Origin of the sequence: Atopomonas hussainii, from assembly GCF_900109735.1 — a bacterium.
Lineage (GTDB): Bacteria > Pseudomonadota > Gammaproteobacteria > Pseudomonadales > Pseudomonadaceae > Atopomonas > Atopomonas hussainii.
The window spans coordinates 182,138-200,401 of the sequence record NZ_FOAS01000001.1; the positions used below are offsets into that span (position 1 = coordinate 182,138).

Genomic DNA, 18,264 nt, shown 5'->3' on the forward strand with positions numbered 1-18,264 from the left:
GAAATAACCTTCTTATTGAGAATACGGAGACTTATACGGGGAGACAGGCAGCGGCATCGGCGCGGTGATGTCTTCCAGCATGTAACGTAAGTAGAGGCCACCATTCCATTGGCGGTAATCCTGAGCGTTGTCTAAGCCAAAGTGGCCGCCGACAAACACATTGCGGTCGACGCGGTATTCCCCCGCGCCGCTAAAGCTGTAGCCAATCCCGGAGCTGGTGTTGCTGGCGTATTCCGCCGGATAACCCAAGATGCTGCTGGCTTGTGCCTGCATGGCCGCATCGCCGGGGAAGTAATCCGCCGAGTCTTGCTGAATGACCTGCATCCCCGCCGAGCCTTTGAGCTGCACCGACCAGTTTTTGTCACGCATCGACCACGCCACCGGCACACCCAACGAGACAAACGTCTGCGGGCTGAAATAACCGCCGTGGCCATAGGTGAACTGACCGAGGTTTTCGCGGTACTTAAGCCCCAGCAAACTGAGACCCACGGTGGTTTGCGTGGTTTCGTCGTTTTGCAGGTACTTGTACACACCGGCACCGACTTCGGCGCGGGTGTTGTCTTCGACGTTATGCCCCAGTAAACGGTGCATGGAGGCATACCCGTAGGCACCCACTTTGCGGTCGTCGTAACTGATTTGCGCACGGCCACCGTTGGCCGTCACGCCGCCCCACTTTTGCCCGGTGCGGCGGTCTTGGGTGCCGGCAAACGACAACACGCTGTCGGTCACCGCACGGCGCGAGGCGCTCAAGCTCCAATGCATATTGGGGTGGCCGGCAAACGTGCGCTGCACGCTCACGCCGCCCACGGCGGTGCTGTACAAAAAGCCCTCGGGGGTGATCCCCAAATCGGCTTTCAAGCCATGCGGGGCGCTATCCAAGGCCACCGCTAAACCCACGCCTGAGTCTTTCTGCGAACCTGGCGAGCCATTGGGCACCGCTTGGCTGGCAATCGGCCCACCGCCAAAGCGGCTGCGCGCTTCGCCATCCACCGAGCCGGCATTCAGCGACACCGGGGTTACCCGCAGGGCAATACGCTGATCACCAATCGGCATGCTGGCTTCGAACGGCGCCTGAATGTCGGTCATCTGGCTTAAGCCCGTCTCGCTGTCATTGCTGCGCACTTGCAGACCTTGGGCAACGTATGGGCTGCGCTGCTGGATGATGTCATCCAATGCCTTAGCCACTTCGCTCATGCCGGCACGTGGATCGGGCTCGTCCTCGCCCACCGGCACGACAAACGGATTCACTGCGGCGCGGGATTGACTGCTATCGGCCTGATAGGCCGTGCGCTGTTCGACCGGCGCGGCATAGCGACTGGCAGCAACCGGCGCTTCGCGGCTAAACGGCTGGGCACTCGGCGAGCTGCTGGTGACCGGCGCAGGAATCGCCTGACTGACCACCGGGCGCGGCACGGCACTGCTGCTTGTGCTGGTGCTACGCAGCGCCACAGGGCGATTTTGTACCGGGGTAGGAATGTTTTCCCGCGGGGCGCTGACATGCCCCGGCTTCGCAAACGGATTCACCGGCGTAGCCGGTTGCGCAGCGGCCACGTACTCAGGCTTCTTGTCGCGCGCTTCTTGGGCGACCACTTTGCGCAGCAGGTCTTCTGCGGTGCCGGTGCGGCCCAAGAAACGGTACACCCGCGCCGCGGTGGTCAGGATGTCGCGGTCTTCGGGAGCGAGCTTTAACGCTTGCTCAAGGGCGTCTTCGGCATAACTGGTTTCGTATTGCTGCGCCGCCATGTCGGCAGCGCCGACTTGGATATTGGCATCGTCCGGGAAGCGCTTAGCCAGCGGGCGGAAAATTTCCAAGGCTTTCGCCGTATCACCGAATGCGCCATACATGCGCCCCAGCGCAGCCAGGGCCAAGCGATCTTGCGGACGCTGCGCCAAGGCCGGCGACAGCACGTCATAGGCTTCGGCCAGCTCGCCGCGCAAACGCAGTTGCTCGGCTTGGCGTACGCGGTAGTAGAACAGCAAGTCGGCATACTGCTTTTGCTGCTCGGTGGTCATCTGCCGCCCTTGCAGGTCACGCAGCAAGCCACCGACTTCAACATCTTGCTCGGCGCGCAGCAGCACGCCGCCGTAGCTGAGCAGCAACGACAAGTCATCACCGGAGCTACGCGCCAGCAAGTCGCGCATCAAGGCGGTGGCGCGGTGGCCATCGCCGGCATCGGCGTAGCCGCGTGCCACGGCCACAATGCGTGCCGACTTGCCTTGCATCATCGGCTCTAGGCGACGCAGGTAAGCGCGCGCCTCAGGGCGCTGGCCAACCTTCAAGAGCTTTTCTACCCGCTGCAGCTGCAGGTTAAAGTCGACCTCGGTTTGCAGATTGTTGATCTGCTCATCACGTTGATCGTGGGGGATCTTCGCCAGCGTCTTGCTGGCCGGCTCCCACTCTTCCAAGTGCACCGACAGCAAGGCGCTGGTGAACAGGGCATCGCGGTCTTTGGGGTTTTTCGCTAGCAGGCCATCCATCAGGCTGCGCGCTTCGCCGATGGCGCCCATATCGACGTACAAACGCGCTAAGGCAAAGCGTGCCCAGGCGTTGTCGGGGTCGTCTTTCAGCGCGGCTTCTAAAGCGGCGCGCATGCCTTTGGTGTCGCCACGTTGCTCGGCAATGCGGGCGCGCTGCAGCGCTTCTTCGGCGCGCAGTTGAGCGATATTGCCCACCTTACCGCGCTCGCTGGCCGGAAGTTCTTGCAGCAAACCCAGTGCTTCACTGGCTTTACCTTGGCGGCCCATGACCTGCGCTAAGCCGCGCAAAGCGCGCGTTTTTTGCTCGCCCAAGCGCTGCGCCAAACGGTAATTGGCCTCGGCTTCTTTGAGTTGGCCTTGCTGAGCTTGCATGTCGGCTAGGGTCAGCACCGCCTCAACGTCGTTGGGCTTGAGCTTGCGGGCTTGCTCCAGTTGCGCGCGGGCATCGCTAAGCCGGCTGCGCTCGATATTCTGCCGCGCGCTTTTGAGCAGCGACCAGTAGCGCACATCATTCAGCGCGCTTTGCCACGCGCGGCCGCCGCCATTACGCACGGCGGTGGTGAGCAATACTTCGGCATCTTCTAGGCGGTCTTGGCGCTGACGCACAATGCCTAGGCCACCCAAGGCATCGGGGTCTTTGGGCTTGGTTTTTAGGTAGGCGGTGAAGTCGGTTTCCGCCGCCTGCATATCGCCTTTTTCCAGTGCCTTTAAGGCGCGATCCAGCACCGGATCACGGCGCCACACCTGTGCCGCTGCGGCCTTGTTGTTAGACGCCTGTCCACGGCGACGGCCTTCGGCCAGCAACTCGCGGATTTCTTCGTCATCGGGATGGGTCTTTAGAAACGACTCGAACAAGGGCTGACGGCTCTTGTCCGGCGGGCCCATCCAGGTCAGGGCTAACCGCCAGGTTTCTTCGGCAGCACCGCCGATATCGTCACGCTGCGCCAGCTTCTCGAGGTAGCGCACACCCTCATTACGGGTATCTAAACGACGCGCCAAATGCTGGGCAAAGAACAGCTTAGTGTAGGGGTCGGCAGGAAATTCACGCTGCAGACGCTCAAAGCCGGCGCGAGCTTCGGGCCAGTGTTTTTCCACAAAACCTAAGTTGTTAAACACCTCACGGCCGATCATGCCTTGCGCCGGGCGATTGCCCAATGCGCGGCGATACACCTCGGCGGCTTTTTCTCGCTCGTTTTCTTCCACCAGCAGGCGCGCCTCATCGATCAACGCTTGGTTGTCGGGGTCGAGCAGGTGGATATCTTGTTCCAGCATCAGCGCCTGACGCGGCAACGGGTCAATGGCTTGCAGTTGTTGCAGAAAGCCCTGCGCGACGCTCTTCTTCGCTTCTTGCACGGCAATCAGGCCTAAGCCATACAGGGCATCCGGCGAGGCAGGGTCAATCACCAGCAGCTTGTGCCACACCTCACTGGCGCGTTTGGGCTTTTCCTGCGCTTGCCAGAAATGCCCTTGCTCAATCAGCAAGGCTGCTGGGTCGGTGGTTTCGGCCTGTGCGCTCGTTACAGCAACAGTGGCGATGAGCGCCAGTGTTAACGGGCGGTAGCGGAACATGGAGACTCCCAATATGGCTGCACACGGCCATCAGCAGTAAAAGAGAAGCGCCCATCCGCCCAACCAAGGCCAAACAGGGTCAGCATGTAATCGTAGTAGAAAGGTGCACGGCCGGTGCCGGCTTGCCATTGATCCAGCGCGGCAATGGCGCGCTGGTATTGCAGCTCTTCCAGCCACGGCTGGTTCAACGCACGGAAATACGGCACCAATGCCGCAGCAAAGCCACTGGGGCTTTCGCCTTCTACATGGCCGGTTTGCACATTGGTTTTTTCAGGCGGCACACCGCTGGAGGCCGTGGCCCGCGCCATGCCCCACAAGCTCTGCAACACAGGCTTAGCTAAGGGGTCGCTGGGGTGCGTCATGCCGGCCCAGAGGTACACGCGAATGGCATCGTAGCTGCCGATATCACCCTTCATGGGGTCGGTGGTGAACATGCCGGCTTGCGGCGAAACCGCACGATAGCCGATCCAGTCCGGGGCAAAACCGTGTTCACCGCTTTCTATCATCAGTCGCGGGGTGAGGTTAGCGATTGCCTGCCACGGGCCCTGCGGGTCCACCGCTTGCAGGCGGCGCATCATCGACACCGGCTGGTAGCTGGGGTTAATGCGCCACAGATGACCAATGTGGGAAAAACCAATCGGTCCGGGCAACAACACCGGGCCAATACCCGGTAATTCGGTGATTTCACGCTCTTTGATCAGCTTAAGCAGCGCCATGGCATCGGCGCGGTAGGCCGGTTTCTTCCACAGGCGGTCGGCCTCGAGCAAGGCATAGGCGAACCACAAATCGGCGTCGGAGGCCGAGTTCGGGTCTTGCACTTTCCACTGGCCATCTTTGCCTTGGCCCCAGTGCCACGCCGGCAAGATATTCGCCGGGTCATTACCGGCAAGGTTCTCGCGGCTCCAGCGCCAAATCTTCGCGAAGCGTTGCTGGTCGTTGGCGACCAAAGCAAAAAACAACGCGTAGGACTGACCTTCTGAGGTGCTGTGGTTTTTCTCTAGGCTCGATTCCAGCACACGCCCATCGGGTTGAATCCACTGCTTGGCGAACAACTCCCAATGCGGCCAAGCGGCCGTGCACTGCACCGCAGCCTGCGCCGACAGGCTAGTCAACAGACATACGCTAAGCAGCAGACTGCGCAACATCACTGGGCATCCTTAAGGCGCGCATTGGCGCGGGCTTTGAGGGTCAGGTAGAGGAACACGCTAGCCAGCAACACGCCCAAGGCGGTGAAGAACACCATCCAGCCTAAGTTTCTTGCTAACAGCCACTGCAAGTAACGCACGATGCCGAGGCTGCCCACGTAGTATTCGTCTTCCGCCACCAGCGGGTTAACGCGCGTGCCGTTGACCACCACCAGGCTGCCCTGCACGGGCTGGTCGTATTCGCTGTCGCCACGCAAGGCGCCGGCGATATTGGCCAAGTGTTCCCCGTTGGCACCGGCTAACACCACCACGCTGCGACCGCTGCCCAGCGGTGACTCAAAGCCGGCCAGATAAGCACCGGCACCGCCACTGCCCAGCGCCACGCTATTGCGCGCGGTACGGCGGTTAACCCGGTCGTCGGGGCTAATCCAAGTGCGCAGGCGGTAGGCCAAGTCAGAGAACTCGAAGCTGCTGCCGGCTTGTAAGCTGGCCGGTAAGTACTCGGCCCAACGTTGCAGCAATGGCTGATTGCCGGCCGTGGCGATGAGCAGAATATCTTTGCCGTCCAGCAGGCTGTCGTCTTCACCTTGGCTCACGGTAAAGGCGCTGGCCGGCAGGCCGGTGGATTCACCAAAGCGGCCCATCACATCGAGGAACAGACCCAACTCTTCAAGGCTCACCGACGGGGCGACCACCACGGCGGTTTCCGACAAGTCGGCCATGCGCGTGAAGGGGAAGCCGCTGCTCTGGAACACGCCCATATTCGGCATCACGATGTAGTGGTCGTAATCGCTGATATCGATGGTCGAGTCGGGTTCGATGGTGCCGCGCATGTTGTCGATGATGATGTCGCGGCAGTCGCCTTGCTTGATGTAGTCGTACATGTAGCGCAGCTCAAGGTCGGCGCGCTGCGGGATATTGTTCACCGGCACGCGCAGCTGCACTTCTTTGAGCAGGCTGTCATCGCTTTGCAGGCGCTCGAGCAAGGCCTGATCGTCTTTGTAGTGCTCTTGCGAAGGCAGCGGCACCGACTTGATGAACTTGCCGCTGACACTGATCAACAGCGATGAATTGGTCGACACCGGCTGCGGGGTGTAGCGGTATTTCAGGTGCAGCGGAATGCCTTCGTCACGCCAAGTGAACAGATCCGGCGGCAGGCGCAGCGGGAACTTGATGGTGCCGGGGTTGTAACCGGCCACGCTGAGCTTTTTCGCTTCCAACAGCTCGCCCAGTTGCACCGCGCGATCACTCGGTAGCCAGTTGGGGGCGTCGTAAGGCTTACGCGCTTTTAGGCTGACCAAGCCGTCCACACGAGCGCTGGGGCCGGCCATCGCTTGGCTGCCGGTGACTAAGGCCAGTGCCGCCGTGCGCAGTTGCTCGCTATCACGCCCGGAGATAATCAGCAGCTTGCCGTACGGGTCATTGGGGTTCGCTTGGATGCTGACCACCGGCGCATCGAGGCTCTCTACTTCCAAGCCTTCCAGCGGCGCCGCTTGCGTCATAAAGACAATCGCACTGCCCTCGCTGGGCAGCTCGTTAAGGGTCGCGGAGAAACGCGCACCACGGTAGCTCGCCAGCGCACCAAACCAGGACGACACCGCACCGGCGGCCTCCAGCGTGAGGTTGTCCGGCGTACTGGTGAAGACGAACGGCAGCTGTAACTGGCGCGAATCACGCGGGTCGAAGAACGGCAGCGGCAGCTTGGCTAAGTCATCCGGCAGCACGATGGGCGTGGCTTCCATCTCGAGGCTGCTGCTGGTGCTGATTTTGGCCCACAGGCTAGTGTGCAGTGGGTCTTCGCACTCCATGGTGTAGTGGCCGATCAGCTGCAGGCTTAAGCGGTTAAATTCGGTGATCAGGTGCGGCGGGATATCCACCACGGCCTGCTGCAACGAGCCGGCGTTTTCTTGCGGCAAGGCCAAGCTGGTGGCGAGCTGGTCATTGACCATCACGTTGAGTTGCGACAGCTCTGGGATCAAGGCGGGCGAGTAGCTGTATTCCAGATTTACCCGCGCTTTGCTGACGACCTGATCGGCGCGCACATCGAAGCTGACGCTATCGCTGCCTTCGATACCACGCAGCTGCATGGTGTAGTTGATGCCCAACTGCGCCAAGGTAGCGCTAAAGGTCGGGTTAAACGGCTCTTCAGCATCGAGGCAGCCATCATCGACGCTGGCTTCTTCGCCTTCAGCCGCTTCTTCACCCTCGGCATACTCTTCACCTTCGGCAGCTTCCTCGCCTTCGGCGGGCGGCACGCAGTCCACGTCCACGACGCTTTCTTCGCCTTCAGCGCCCTCTTCGTAGGCCGCGTCTTCGCTGTAGTCGTACTCTTCTTCGGCCCACGCCGTAGAAAAGCCGCCGCACAACGCTAAGGCGAGAACAAGGATCTTTCCGTAGGTGTATGTCATGTGCTCCTCACAGAAGCCTTGAGTTGTGCCAGCAGGCTGCGTAAATGAATCAGGGTTTCGTTAGCGGTGGCCCGGCCTAACAAGCGCAAGCCGCGCAAACCAATGGTCGAGACTTCAGCCAGCGCGCCCAGCGGTGTGTCGGGAACCCCCTCACCCCACGAAGCCGCCCACGTATTGGCCCGCGAAAAGGTCATGCGGATCAGCTCGCGCTGTTGCTCGATGCTCAGGTTGGCAAAGCTTAAACCTAAGGTTGGCCCGCGACTAAACGCCACCAACGCCGGGAAGGCGCATTCTTCTTGGTCATGCAAAAGCGACACCAAGACCTGCTCGCCTTGCGGCACGTCCACCCCATCCGGCAGGGTGATACCAATCCCGCGCTGAGAAAAATCGTGGGTTGCGCAGACCACCGTCTTACCGTTGCTGAGCACCAGCGTGGCCTGCAAGTTGGCGTACACCCGTGGCTCGACGCGCACCTGCCGTGCTTCGGCAGCCACCGCCACCGAGGCGGCGCTGATGATGATGTTGTACAGCGTCCACGTTAGGTTAATCAGCAGCGTCGCCACCACGTCGCTATCGGCGGCAAAACCGAGCTTGCTCAAGCCCACCACAATGCCGATCACGTTGAGTAGCAGCACGACGATGTAGGGCCGCGCCATCTTCCAGTCGAAGTAACCTTTCTCGATCACCCCGCCCTTGGCGGTCACGTTGAACTTACCCAGCTTGGGGTTAACCATCGCCAGCAACACCGGGCGCATGATGTACCAAGCCAGCACCGACTCGTAGACCTCGTTCCAGAACGAGTGGCGGAAGCGCCCTTGGATGGTCGAGTTAGTGACGCTGGCGAGCAAAATGTGCGGTAACGCATACGCCATGATCAGCAGCGCACTGGCTTGGAAGATCTGCGCGCCAAAAAACAAATACGCCAACGGCGCCGTGAGGAACACCAAACGCGGCAACCCGTAGAAGAAGTGCAGCATGGCGTTCAGATAGCACAGCCGCTGACCAAACTTGAGGCCACCACCGAGCAGTGGGTTATCGGTACGGAAGATCTGCGCCATGCCACGCGCCCAGCGAATCCGCTGGCCGATATGCCCGGAGAGACTCTCGGTCGCCAAACCGGCGGCCTGCGGCAGCGCCAAATAGGCGGTGTTGTAGCCCAAGCGGCTCATTTTCAGCGCGGTGTGCGCGTCTTCGGTCACCGTTTCTACGGCGATGCCGCCGACCTCTTCCAGCGGGCCGCGCTTGATGATGGCGCACGAGCCGCAGAAGAAAGTGGCGTTCCACAGGTCGTTGCCGTCCTGCACGAGGCCGTAAAACAGCTCGCCTTCGTTGGGCACCGAACGGAAGGTTTCGAGGTTTTTCTCAAACGGATCGGGGGAGAAAAAGAAGTGCGGCGTTTGCAGCATCGCCAACTTCGGGTCGCGCAAAAACCAGCCCATGCCCACCTGCAAGAACGAGCGCGTGGGCACGTGGTCGGCATCGAAAATCGCGATGTAATCGCCCTTGGTAATCTTCAGCGCGTGGTTCAGATTACCGGCTTTGGCGTGGAAGTTATCCGGGCGGATGATGTAACCGATGCCGGCGCTTTCACAGAACTCACGGAACTCGTCACGGCGGCCATCATCCAGCACGTAAACATTCAGCTTGTCTTTTGGCCAGTCAATCGCCTGCGCGGCAAACGCGGTTAAGCGGATGATGTCCAGCGGCTCGTTATAGGTGGGGATGTACACATCCACCGACGGCCACAAGGCTTGATCTTGCGGCAGCGGATAAGGCTTGCGCTGCAGTGGCCAGGCGGTTTGCAGGTAACCCAGCAGCAGCACCAACAAGGCGTAGAGCTCGGCCAGCACCAAGCCATAACCGAAGGCCATGTCGAGCCAGTGCTCGAAGCCCAGCGAACTGGTTAAGCGCCAGTACATGTAACGCAGCGAAGCGATCACCGACATCATGATCATCGCCAATACGGCTAAGCGGCTGGCTTTGCGGCGCAGGATCAGCGCCACGGTCATGCAGGCGGCGGTGAAGAGCATTTGCTCTTCCAAGGGCAAAGGCGCGATCACCGTGATGGACACCACCAGCACCGCAAGCACGGCAATCAACACCTGCGCCCAAAGGGTGGCGCTGATGCGGACTGCCATGTGGCTCAGCTGGGTGAATTGCCCATTGCGCCATGGCCTCATGTATTAGGCGCCTTCGTCATCACTGGCGAAGTAGCCGACCAGGGCCATAGTGCAGTCGAGAATATCCCGACAGCCACGGCCATGCGGATCGTAATCCATCACGTTACGGTTATAGGCCAGCGCTTCGCTGATCGACTGATCGCGGGTGATGCGGCCAATCAGACGCTCGCCCAGCAAGCCCTGCATCACTTGGGTGATGTCTTTGTTCAGCTGGCGCGACTGGTCAACTTGGTTGACCACATAGGCGGTACCAGCAAAGTCATCGCGCTCATCGGTGTACGAGGCGATCAAGCGGTCGATCATCGGCAGCGCCGTGTACGAAGCCGCATCGGCCAAACTCACCACCAGGGCCACATTGGCCACCGTCAGCGCTTGCTGCAGATAAATCGACGGGCCGGGCGGGGTGTCGATCACCACCACAGCCCCCTCAGACAGCTGCAAATCGCTCAGCTGATAAGCCAGCCACAGCGGGTCATCGGCCAGTTGCGCTTCAAAAATGCGCCGCTGGGCCTCATCGGCCAAGCCATACGGCAAGACAAAAACGCCATCTTTGGTTGGCACCGCTTGCTCGCGCCAATCTTGCTGAAAACACACAACCCCTTGCTCTTCACTAACCTCGCCCTCGGGCTGGAAGTGATGGTGCAGGGCATTTTGCGGGTCCAGATCAATCGCCAGCACTGGGCGGCCGACCTTTTGTAGCGCAGCGGCAATATTCGCCGCCATGGTGCTCTTGCCCACGCCGCCCTTGCCTGACACCACGGCAACGACTTTGATCTCGCTCAGCTCAGGCTTACTGCGCAACGGTTGCGCGGCAGCAACCGGCTCGGGCTCTTTGGGCTGTTCCGGCTCTGGGGTGGCGGGCTTGTTGGCCTCATCGGCAAGCTTGGCCAGCAAGCTTTGCAGGCCAGCAGAAGACCAGGCGTCGGGGGTCTTAGCGCTCGGTTTTTTGCTGGGCGTAGGTGCAGGCTTAGACTCAGGCGCCGCAGCCGGGGCTGGGGCGGCAGGCGCGGGTTGCTCGGCAATAGGCGCGGCCGGCGCTACCTCTGGCTCGGCAGCGGGTTGCTGCTCAGGCTCATCGGCCGGCACGTCCGATTGTGCAGCGGCTTTTTTGCCACCGAACATCGAAGGCCAACGCTTCTGCGAGGCCTTCTCGGTCTCAGCCTGAGTAATTTCCTGATATTGGGCGGGGCTGCCGCCAAATTTCTTGAATAAGCTGGCGATATCGGAAGCGCTCATGACTACACCTGACTGCATTAGTCAAAAGTTTGTTGCCAGGAAATTGACTTAAATCACATTTTCTGGCTATTACAAAATGTTGCGCATAATCAAGACTTGTCTAGATGATGTCAAGCTGATGGTTATTCGATAACCAATATTGCTATTGCGTTGCAACCTTATTTCTGCTTGCTATAACAGCCAACGCAGCTTCTGTCTGACCATCGTCTCATTCACCAGCTAAGCTCAACAAAACCAAGCCTCGCATAAGGTGGAACCGATGCAGGTTCTTATTATTGAAGACGACCCATGGATGGCCGAGCTGCTGACCAGCTTAGTGCGCAATCAACGCAGCGATGCACACATCACCCTGTGCAAAGAAGGCTTAGCGGGTTGGCAGCACTGGCAGAAGCACGGTGCCGAGCTGGTGCTCTCGGACTGGAACATGCCCGGCATGAACGGACTGGACTTGCTCGAAGCAGTGCGCAAGAGCGAGCGGCAGAACGGCATCCATAAAACCCTGCAAGTACCTTTTATTATGGTTACCGCGCGCAACGACAAGCGCAGCGTCATGGAGGCTGTGCGCCTAGGCCTGACCGACTTTATCGCCAAGCCGTTTTCCGTCGAGCAAGTGCTCAGCCGCCTTAAGCCTTATTTGGGCGACAGCGAAAACATCAACAGCTTGGCCGAGCTGAGTCTAGAGGAATACCTCGACCGCCTCAGCGATGAAGAGCTGGAGCTACCGCTCAGCCCCACCCTGCAAGAAACCCTAGAACGCAGCATGCGCCCCGACGAGCAGGACTTCGACAGCTTAAGCGCCCTCTGGCAGCGCGACCCTGCGATCACCGCGCGCTTAGTCGCCGCCGCCAACAGTGGCGACTATTTCAAAGGCACCACCCTCACTACCTTGTCCCAAGCACTGCAACGTTTGGGGTTACACACCAGCTTGAACCTTGCCCTCGGCGTGGCCCTAAGCCCAGCCAGCAACCTCACCGACCCGCTATTAAAGGCCCGTGGCGAAGCGCTCTGGAAAAGCACCCGTGAACTGGCCGAGCTGTGCCAAGCACTCGCGGCGCAAGTGGGCGACAACAGCGAAGAAGCCTACACCGCGGCTCTGCTGAGCAATATCGGCGAGCTGGTGGTGTTATTTGAAAGCCAAAGCTGGCTCGCTACCGAGCAAACGCTGGATGAAGCCATGCTCGACGCTGCCATGGCACGCTTTAGCCGCCCCTTTAGCGCCACCTTAAAAGCCAACTGGCGCTTGCCACTGGGGCTACGTCAGCGCATCGGTGCCTTATATGGCATGGGCGGCCAAGTGACCGACAAGGCTGATCTGGTGATGCGCAGCGCCGCACTGCTATTAAGCCCCGAGGAAGACAGCGAACGCGAAGCGCTGCTCAACAAATGCCTGCGCCAACTCAACCTAGGGCGCTCGATTGCCGACGGTTTATTAGAAGCGGTACGGCACATGCCACTGGCCGAGGCTTAATCCATGCAAGTGCTGATCGCCGATGCCGACCCATGGGCCGCCGACCTGCTCAAGGTCATGCTGCTCAAACTGCGCCCCGATGCCGATGTGCAGCTATGCCAGCTGGCCAGCGAGGCGCGTGACTTTATCGGCGAATTTCGCACTGACCTGCTGCTGTGCGAATGGCAACTGCCGGACGCCAGCGGCCTGAACCTGCTGCATGCGCTGCATGCCAAGCACCCGCAACTGAAAGTCGTGATGGTTGGCGCACAAGTTGATCGCAGCAGCTTGACTCAAGCCAAGCGCGATGGCTTGAGCGACTTTATTAGTAAGCCACTGGAAGTGGTGCGCGTGATGCGCCGTCTTGAGCCACTGCTCGGCCAAGCCGAAGACTATAGCCCCGCGCCAGCGGTGGAGCGCTTTCCTAACTACTTACGTCGCCTGCTGGATAACCAGCTGGAGCTACCGATCAATCAGCCGCTGGTCGAACTGCTCGAACGCTGCCAAGAACCCGACAAGCAAGCCCTGCAAGACCTGTTTAACCTCGCCCAAGCCGACCCCGCGCTGACCAGCTATCTGCTGCGCGTCGCTAACAGCGCCGCTTACACCCGCGGCGAAGAGTGCACCGACCTGCGCAACGCCGTGCTGCGCTTAGGCATTGCGCACAGCTTAAACCTCGCCCTTGGCCAAGCATTGCGCCACAGCTGTACGCTCAGCCAGCCGCTGCTGGCCCCTTATGGTGTGCAACTGTGGCAGCAAGCCGAACAACTGGCCGAGCTAGCCCTGCGCCTCGCGGAAACCTGCCATATCCCCGGCGAAGCTTGTTACACCGCCGCGCTGCTGCACTGCATCGGCGAACTGACCGTGCTGCAACAAGCGCAGCGTTGGCTGGATGACGGCAATCCACTGCCCGCAGAAGCCCTGCACGAAGCGCTGGAGGAGTGCAGTCGGCCCTTTGCCGCCCGCTTAAAAGTGCAGTGGCGCCTGCCCTTAGCGCTGCGCGAGCTGATTGCTGCGGTGTACTTTCTCGACGAGCGTCAGGTCGGCCGCGACCGGCGCATCATGCATACCGCCGGCTGTTTGTTGCGCTTACCCGGCATCGACAACCCGGACGAACAACTGCCGCGCCTGCTGTCGATGCTCGGCCTCAGCCAAGCCGAGGCCACCCGCCTGCGCGAGCCCAGCGCCTAAGCCGCGCGTAATAGCCGCCCATCACAGGCGCAAAGCAAACTGGCGCCGCTGTAACACAGCCGCCACACTGACGTCTTAAGCACAGGACTAACCCTTTGGAGTGACCGTGCACGCGACGCTGCCCTTACTCAACGCCTTGGACTTTCCGCCGCTGACTCGCGGCGCGCTGACCACCCTGCAAGTCAACCTGACCTACGAGTGTAACCAGCGCTGCCTGCATTGCCACGTGAATGCCGGGCCAACGCGCACCGAACGCATGGACGACGCCACCCTGGCGCTGCTCCAGCAAGTGATTGCCACCCACGCGGTGCAGACGCTCGACCTCACCGGTGGCGCACCAGAAATGCACCCACGCTTTCGTGAGCTGGTGCAACACGCGCGCGCAGAAGGCCTGCAAGTGATCGACCGCTGCAACCTGACCATTTTGAGCGAGCCAGGCCATGACGATTTGGCCGCGTTTCTCGCCAAGCAACAGGTCGAGATCAGTGCCTCGCTGCCCTGCTATGCGCGCGACAACGTTGATGCGCAGCGCGGCGACGGCGTGTTTGCGCGCAGCATCGCCGGGCTACAAGCGCTCAATGCGCAAGGCTATGGCGTCGAAGGTAGCGGGCTGATCCTTAATTTGGTCTACAACCCGCAAGGCCCCAGCTTGCCACCGCCGCAGGCCAACTTAGAGGCAGCCTACAAGGCGCACCTTGAGGAGGACTTCGGCATCGTCTTTAACCACCTGCTGACCATCACCAACATGCCGATTCAGCGCTTTGGCAGCACCCTGATCAGCAAGGGCACCTTTCACGACTACATGCAGTTGCTGCGCGACAGCTACCGCGAGGACAACCTCGCGGCGGTGATGTGCAAGCACTTGGTCAGCGTCGACTATCAGGGCTACCTGTACGACTGCGACTTCAACCAGATGCTCGACCTGCCACTGCCGCTGATTGGCCGCGAGCGCAGCCACCTGCGCGACCTGCTCGCGCAACGCCTAGACGGCAACCCCATCGTCACGCGCGACCACTGCTTTGCCTGCACCGCCGGGCAAGGCTCCAGTTGCGGCGGCGCACTGGCTTAACCCCTCTATCAATCAAGGTGCAGTTACCCCATGCGCTCTAGCAAACTCTTCATCGTTATCGCCCTGATCGCTGCCATTGCGGCGTTTTTCGCCTTCGATCTTGGCCAGTTCTTTACCTTGGACTACCTCAAAGGCCAACAAGCCGCCTTCACCGCGCAGGTGCAGGCCCACCCGTGGCTAGCCGCTGGGGTGTTCTTCGCCGTTTATGTGTTGGTCACCGCGCTGTCGCTGCCCGGCGCGGCGTTAATGACCTTACTCGCCGGTGCCCTGTTTGGCCTGTTGGAAGGCTTTGTGATTGTCTCGTTCGCCTCCACCTTAGGCGCCACGCTGGCCATGCTGCTGTCGCGCTTCTTGCTGCGTGACTGGGTGCAGAACAAGTTCGCCAGCGCCATGCGCGGCATCGAACAAGGCGTCGAGCACGAAGGCGCGTTCTACCTGTTCGCCCTGCGCTTAGTGCCGGTGGTGCCGTTCTTCGTGATTAACCTTGCGATGGGCTTAACCAAGCTGCGCGCCAGCACCTTCTGGTGGGTAAGCCAGCTGGGCATGCTGCCCGGCACCTTGGTGTACGTGAACGCCGGCCGCGAGCTGGGCCAGCTGGACTCGCTCGGCGGCATCTTGTCGCCCGGCGTGCTCGGCGCCTTCGTGCTGCTTGGCGTGTTCCCACTCATCGCGCGCAAGCTGCTCGATATGCTCAAGGCGCGCCGCGTGTATCAGCGCTGGACTAAACCTAAGCAGTTCGACCGCAACTTAGTGGTGATCGGCGCCGGTTCCGGCGGCTTGGTCAGCGCCTATATCGCTGCGGCGGTGAAAGCCAACGTCAGCCTGATCGAAAAACACCAGATGGGCGGCGACTGCCTGAACACCGGCTGCGTGCCGTCGAAGGCGCTGATTCGTTCGGCCAAATTTGCCGCCGAGCTAAAAAAAGCCGAGCAACTGGGCTTTAGCGGCGCACAAGCGCAGGTGGATTTCGCCAAAGTGATGGAGCGCGTGCAGCAGGTGATCAACACCATCGAACCGCATGACTCGGTGGAGCGCTACACCGGCCTCGGCGTCGAGTGCATCCAAGGCAACGGCAAGCTCCTCTCGCCGTGGGAGGTAGAAGTCAACGGCCAGCGCCTGACCACCCGCAATATCATCATCGCCGCCGGCGCCCGCCCGCTGATGCCCGCGCTAGAGGGCATCGACAGCGTCGGCGCGTATAACTCCGACACCATCTGGCAAATCCGCGAGCAGCCCAAGCGCCTGCTGGTGCTCGGCGGCGGGCCAATCGGCTGCGAGCTGGCGCAAGCCTTCCACCGCTTGGGCAGTCAAGTGATTCAAGTGCAGCGCGGCGCCCGCCTGCTGCCGCGTGAAGATGACGACGCCAGCGAAGCCGTAATGGCTAAGTTCCGCGCCGAAGGCATCGACCTGCGCCTCGGCCACGAAGCGCAGCGCTTTGCCGTGGAAGACGGCACTAAGGTGCTGTACTGCCGCACCAAAGAGCACAGCGAGCCGGTGCGGATTGAATTCGACGAAGTGCTGATCGCCCTCGGCCGCGTGGCCAATGTCACCGGCTATGGCGCGGAAGAACTGGGCCTTGAGGTGCGCAGCAACGGCACCTTAGCGGTGGATGAGCATCTGGCCACCAAGTACCCCAACGTATTCGCCGTGGGCGATGTGACCGGGCCATATCAATTCACCCACGCCGCCGCACATCAAGCGTGGTACGCCGCGGTGAATGCGCTGTTTGCACCGTTTAAGCGCTTTAAGGTGGATTACCGGGTGATCCCCTGGGCCACCTTCACCGACCCGGAAGTCGCTCGCGTGGGCCTTAACGAGCAAGACGCCAAAGCCCAAGGTATTGCTTACACAGCAACCACCTTCGGCATCGATGACCTCGACCGCGCCATTGCCGACGAAGCCGCGCATGGCTTTGTGAAGGTGCTCACCGTGCCCGGCAAAGACAAAATCCTCGGCGTCACTATCGTCGGCGAGCACGCCGGCGACCTGATCGCCGAATACGTGGCGGCGATGAAGCACGGCTATGGGCTGAACAAAATTCTCGGCACCATTCACATCTACCCCACGCTGGCCGAGGCCAATAAATACGCCGCCGGTGAATGGAAACGCGCCCACGCCCCGCAAGGCGTGCTCAACCTGCTGGGCAAGTTCCACCGCTGGCGTTTGTCGTGATGCCGTGGCTGTCGCTGATTATTCCGGTGCGCAACGACGCCACTGCGCTGGCAAGCTTGCTGCACAGCCTGCAAACCCAGCGCGGCGCACTGGAGCTGATCGTGGTGGACGGCCAGAGCACCGACAACAGCGTGGCACTGGCGCAACCCTTGGCCGATCAGGTGCTCAGCAGCCCGCCCGGCCGCGCGCAGCAGATGAACGCCGGCGCCGCCGTTGCCAAAGGCGAGGTGCTGCTGTTTGTGCATGCCGATACTCAACTGCCGGAACACTTTGCTGCGCTAATCCAAGCCGCTGTACAGCACGCGGATTGGGGCCGTTTCGACGTACGCTTAGCGCCGTCGAGCTTCCTGCTGCGCTGGGTGGCGCGGTTGATGAACTGGCGCTCCCGCCTGACCCGCATCGCCACCGGCGATCAAGCCATCTTCGTGCGCCGCGATTTATTCCAGCAGCTTGGCGGCTATGCGCCCATCCCGCTGATGGAAGACATCGAGCTATGCCAACGCCTTAAACGTAGCGGCCGTTTCGCCGCCATCGGCACGCCGCTGATCACCTCCAGCCGCCGTTGGCTCAAGCACGGCACGCTGCGCACCATTGGCCTGATGTGGTCACTGCGCCTGCGCTACTGGCTAGGCGCCGACCCCGCCGCGCTGGCCGCACGTTATTACGGCAGCAGCAAGCCATGAGCCTGCCGGTGATTGTGATGGCCAAAGCGCCGGTGCCGGGCACGGTGAAAACCCGTCTCGCCGCCAGCTTAGGCGCCGAGGCCGCCTGTGATCTGTACCGGCGCCTGCTGCGCCATACGCTGGCCCATGCGGCGGCGTATACCGAGCAGTTACACCTGCATGTCAGCCCCGATGCCGAACACCCCGAACTGCAAGCGCTGGCCGCAGCATTTAACGCCCAGCTCAGCGTGCAATGCCCAGGCGATTTAGGCGCGCGGATGCAACATGCGTTTACCCAACTGGGCACCCCGGCCCTGCTGATCGGCAGCGACTGCCCCTTCTTGGATGCCGAGCAACTGCGCCACGCCGAGCACAGCCTGCGGCACAGCGATATCACCCTCACCCCCAGCGATGACGGCGGCTATGTGCTGATCGGCCTCAACCGCGTGCACGCGGCACCGTTTACCGACATCGCTTGGAGCACGCCGCAAGTGCTGGCGCAAAGCCAACGCGCCTGCCAATGCAGCGGTTTATCGCTGACCCTTAACCCCAGCCTGTGGGATATCGACGACGGCGCCGATTTACAGCGCCTGCGCGCACTACAAAAATTCGACTCGCTGGTCGCCGAATGCCCCTGATTTCGCCGCCGTTCGCCACACAAACCCGGCGATACCAGGCATTCACGACAGGCTGTCAGGTAGTGAGTC

The 18,264-nt window shown here is 61.1% G+C and carries 11 protein-coding genes; 6 read left to right on the top strand and 5 right to left on the bottom strand.

Features of this window, described 5'->3' with window-relative positions; all coding sequences use genetic code 11:
- Positions 1-12 precede the first annotated feature (12 nt).
- From BMX80_RS00875 to bcsQ, 5 genes are read right to left on the bottom strand one after another with little or no spacing between them, the layout of a single operon-like run.
- Positions 13-4,047 carry a cellulose biosynthesis protein BcsC gene (locus BMX80_RS00875; protein ID WP_074864165.1) on the bottom strand — a complete coding sequence of 1,345 codons (4,035 nt, stop codon included), beginning with the start codon at positions 4,045-4,047 and terminating at the stop codon, positions 13-15.
- Entirely contained in the window at positions 4,026-5,192 is a 1,167-nt protein-coding gene (gene bcsZ / locus BMX80_RS00880; RefSeq protein ID WP_074864166.1) for a cellulose synthase complex periplasmic endoglucanase BcsZ, read from the bottom strand. Before bcsZ ends, BMX80_RS00875 begins: the two co-directional genes overlap by 22 nt.
- Positions 5,192-7,600, bottom strand: coding sequence for a cellulose biosynthesis cyclic di-GMP-binding regulatory protein BcsB (gene bcsB, locus BMX80_RS00885; protein WP_083394189.1), 2,409 nt, complete (start codon positions 7,598-7,600; stop codon positions 5,192-5,194). Before bcsB ends, bcsZ begins: the two co-directional genes overlap by 1 nt.
- The gene (gene bcsA, locus BMX80_RS00890) at positions 7,597-9,738 is read right to left on the bottom strand and encodes a UDP-forming cellulose synthase catalytic subunit (protein ID WP_074864413.1); all 2,142 of its coding nucleotides are present in this window, start codon (positions 9,736-9,738) and stop codon (positions 7,597-7,599) included. The genes bcsB and bcsA overlap by 4 nt, the downstream gene beginning before the upstream one ends.
- A 45-nt stretch (positions 9,739-9,783) precedes the next feature.
- Positions 9,784-11,016 carry a cellulose biosynthesis protein BcsQ gene (gene bcsQ, locus BMX80_RS18025; RefSeq protein ID WP_328586293.1) on the bottom strand — a complete coding sequence of 411 codons (1,233 nt, stop codon included), beginning with the start codon at positions 11,014-11,016 and terminating at the stop codon, positions 9,784-9,786.
- A gap of 259 nt (positions 11,017-11,275) precedes the next feature.
- Here bcsQ and BMX80_RS00900 point away from each other — a divergent pair, with 259 nt between their 5' ends.
- The 6 genes from BMX80_RS00900 (at position 11,276) to BMX80_RS00925 (ending at position 18,195) form a co-directional block, all read left to right on the top strand.
- A complete protein-coding gene (locus BMX80_RS00900; RefSeq protein ID WP_074864168.1) occupies positions 11,276-12,484 on the top strand; it encodes an HDOD domain-containing protein in 1,209 nt (402 codons plus the stop codon).
- 3 nt (positions 12,485-12,487) lie between these two features.
- Positions 12,488-13,654: an HDOD domain-containing protein gene (locus BMX80_RS00905; protein ID WP_074864170.1), complete on the top strand. Its 1,167-nt coding sequence runs from the start codon at positions 12,488-12,490 to the stop codon at positions 13,652-13,654.
- A gap of 106 nt (positions 13,655-13,760) precedes the next feature.
- On the top strand, positions 13,761-14,723 hold the full coding sequence (gene arsS, locus BMX80_RS00910; RefSeq protein WP_074864172.1) for an arsenosugar biosynthesis radical SAM (seleno)protein ArsS: 963 nt from the start codon (positions 13,761-13,763) through the stop codon (positions 14,721-14,723).
- Between the two features lie 30 nt (positions 14,724-14,753).
- Entirely contained in the window at positions 14,754-16,895 is a 2,142-nt protein-coding gene (locus tag BMX80_RS00915; RefSeq protein ID WP_074864174.1) for an FAD-dependent oxidoreductase, read from the top strand.
- Positions 16,895-17,578, top strand: coding sequence for a TIGR04283 family arsenosugar biosynthesis glycosyltransferase (locus BMX80_RS00920; protein ID WP_074864176.1), 684 nt, complete (start codon positions 16,895-16,897; stop codon positions 17,576-17,578). The genes BMX80_RS00915 and BMX80_RS00920 overlap by 1 nt, the downstream gene beginning before the upstream one ends.
- Positions 17,575-18,195, top strand: coding sequence for a TIGR04282 family arsenosugar biosynthesis glycosyltransferase (locus tag BMX80_RS00925; protein ID WP_074864178.1), 621 nt, complete (start codon positions 17,575-17,577; stop codon positions 18,193-18,195). Before BMX80_RS00920 ends, BMX80_RS00925 begins: the two co-directional genes overlap by 4 nt.
- Positions 18,196-18,264 lie beyond the last annotated feature (69 nt).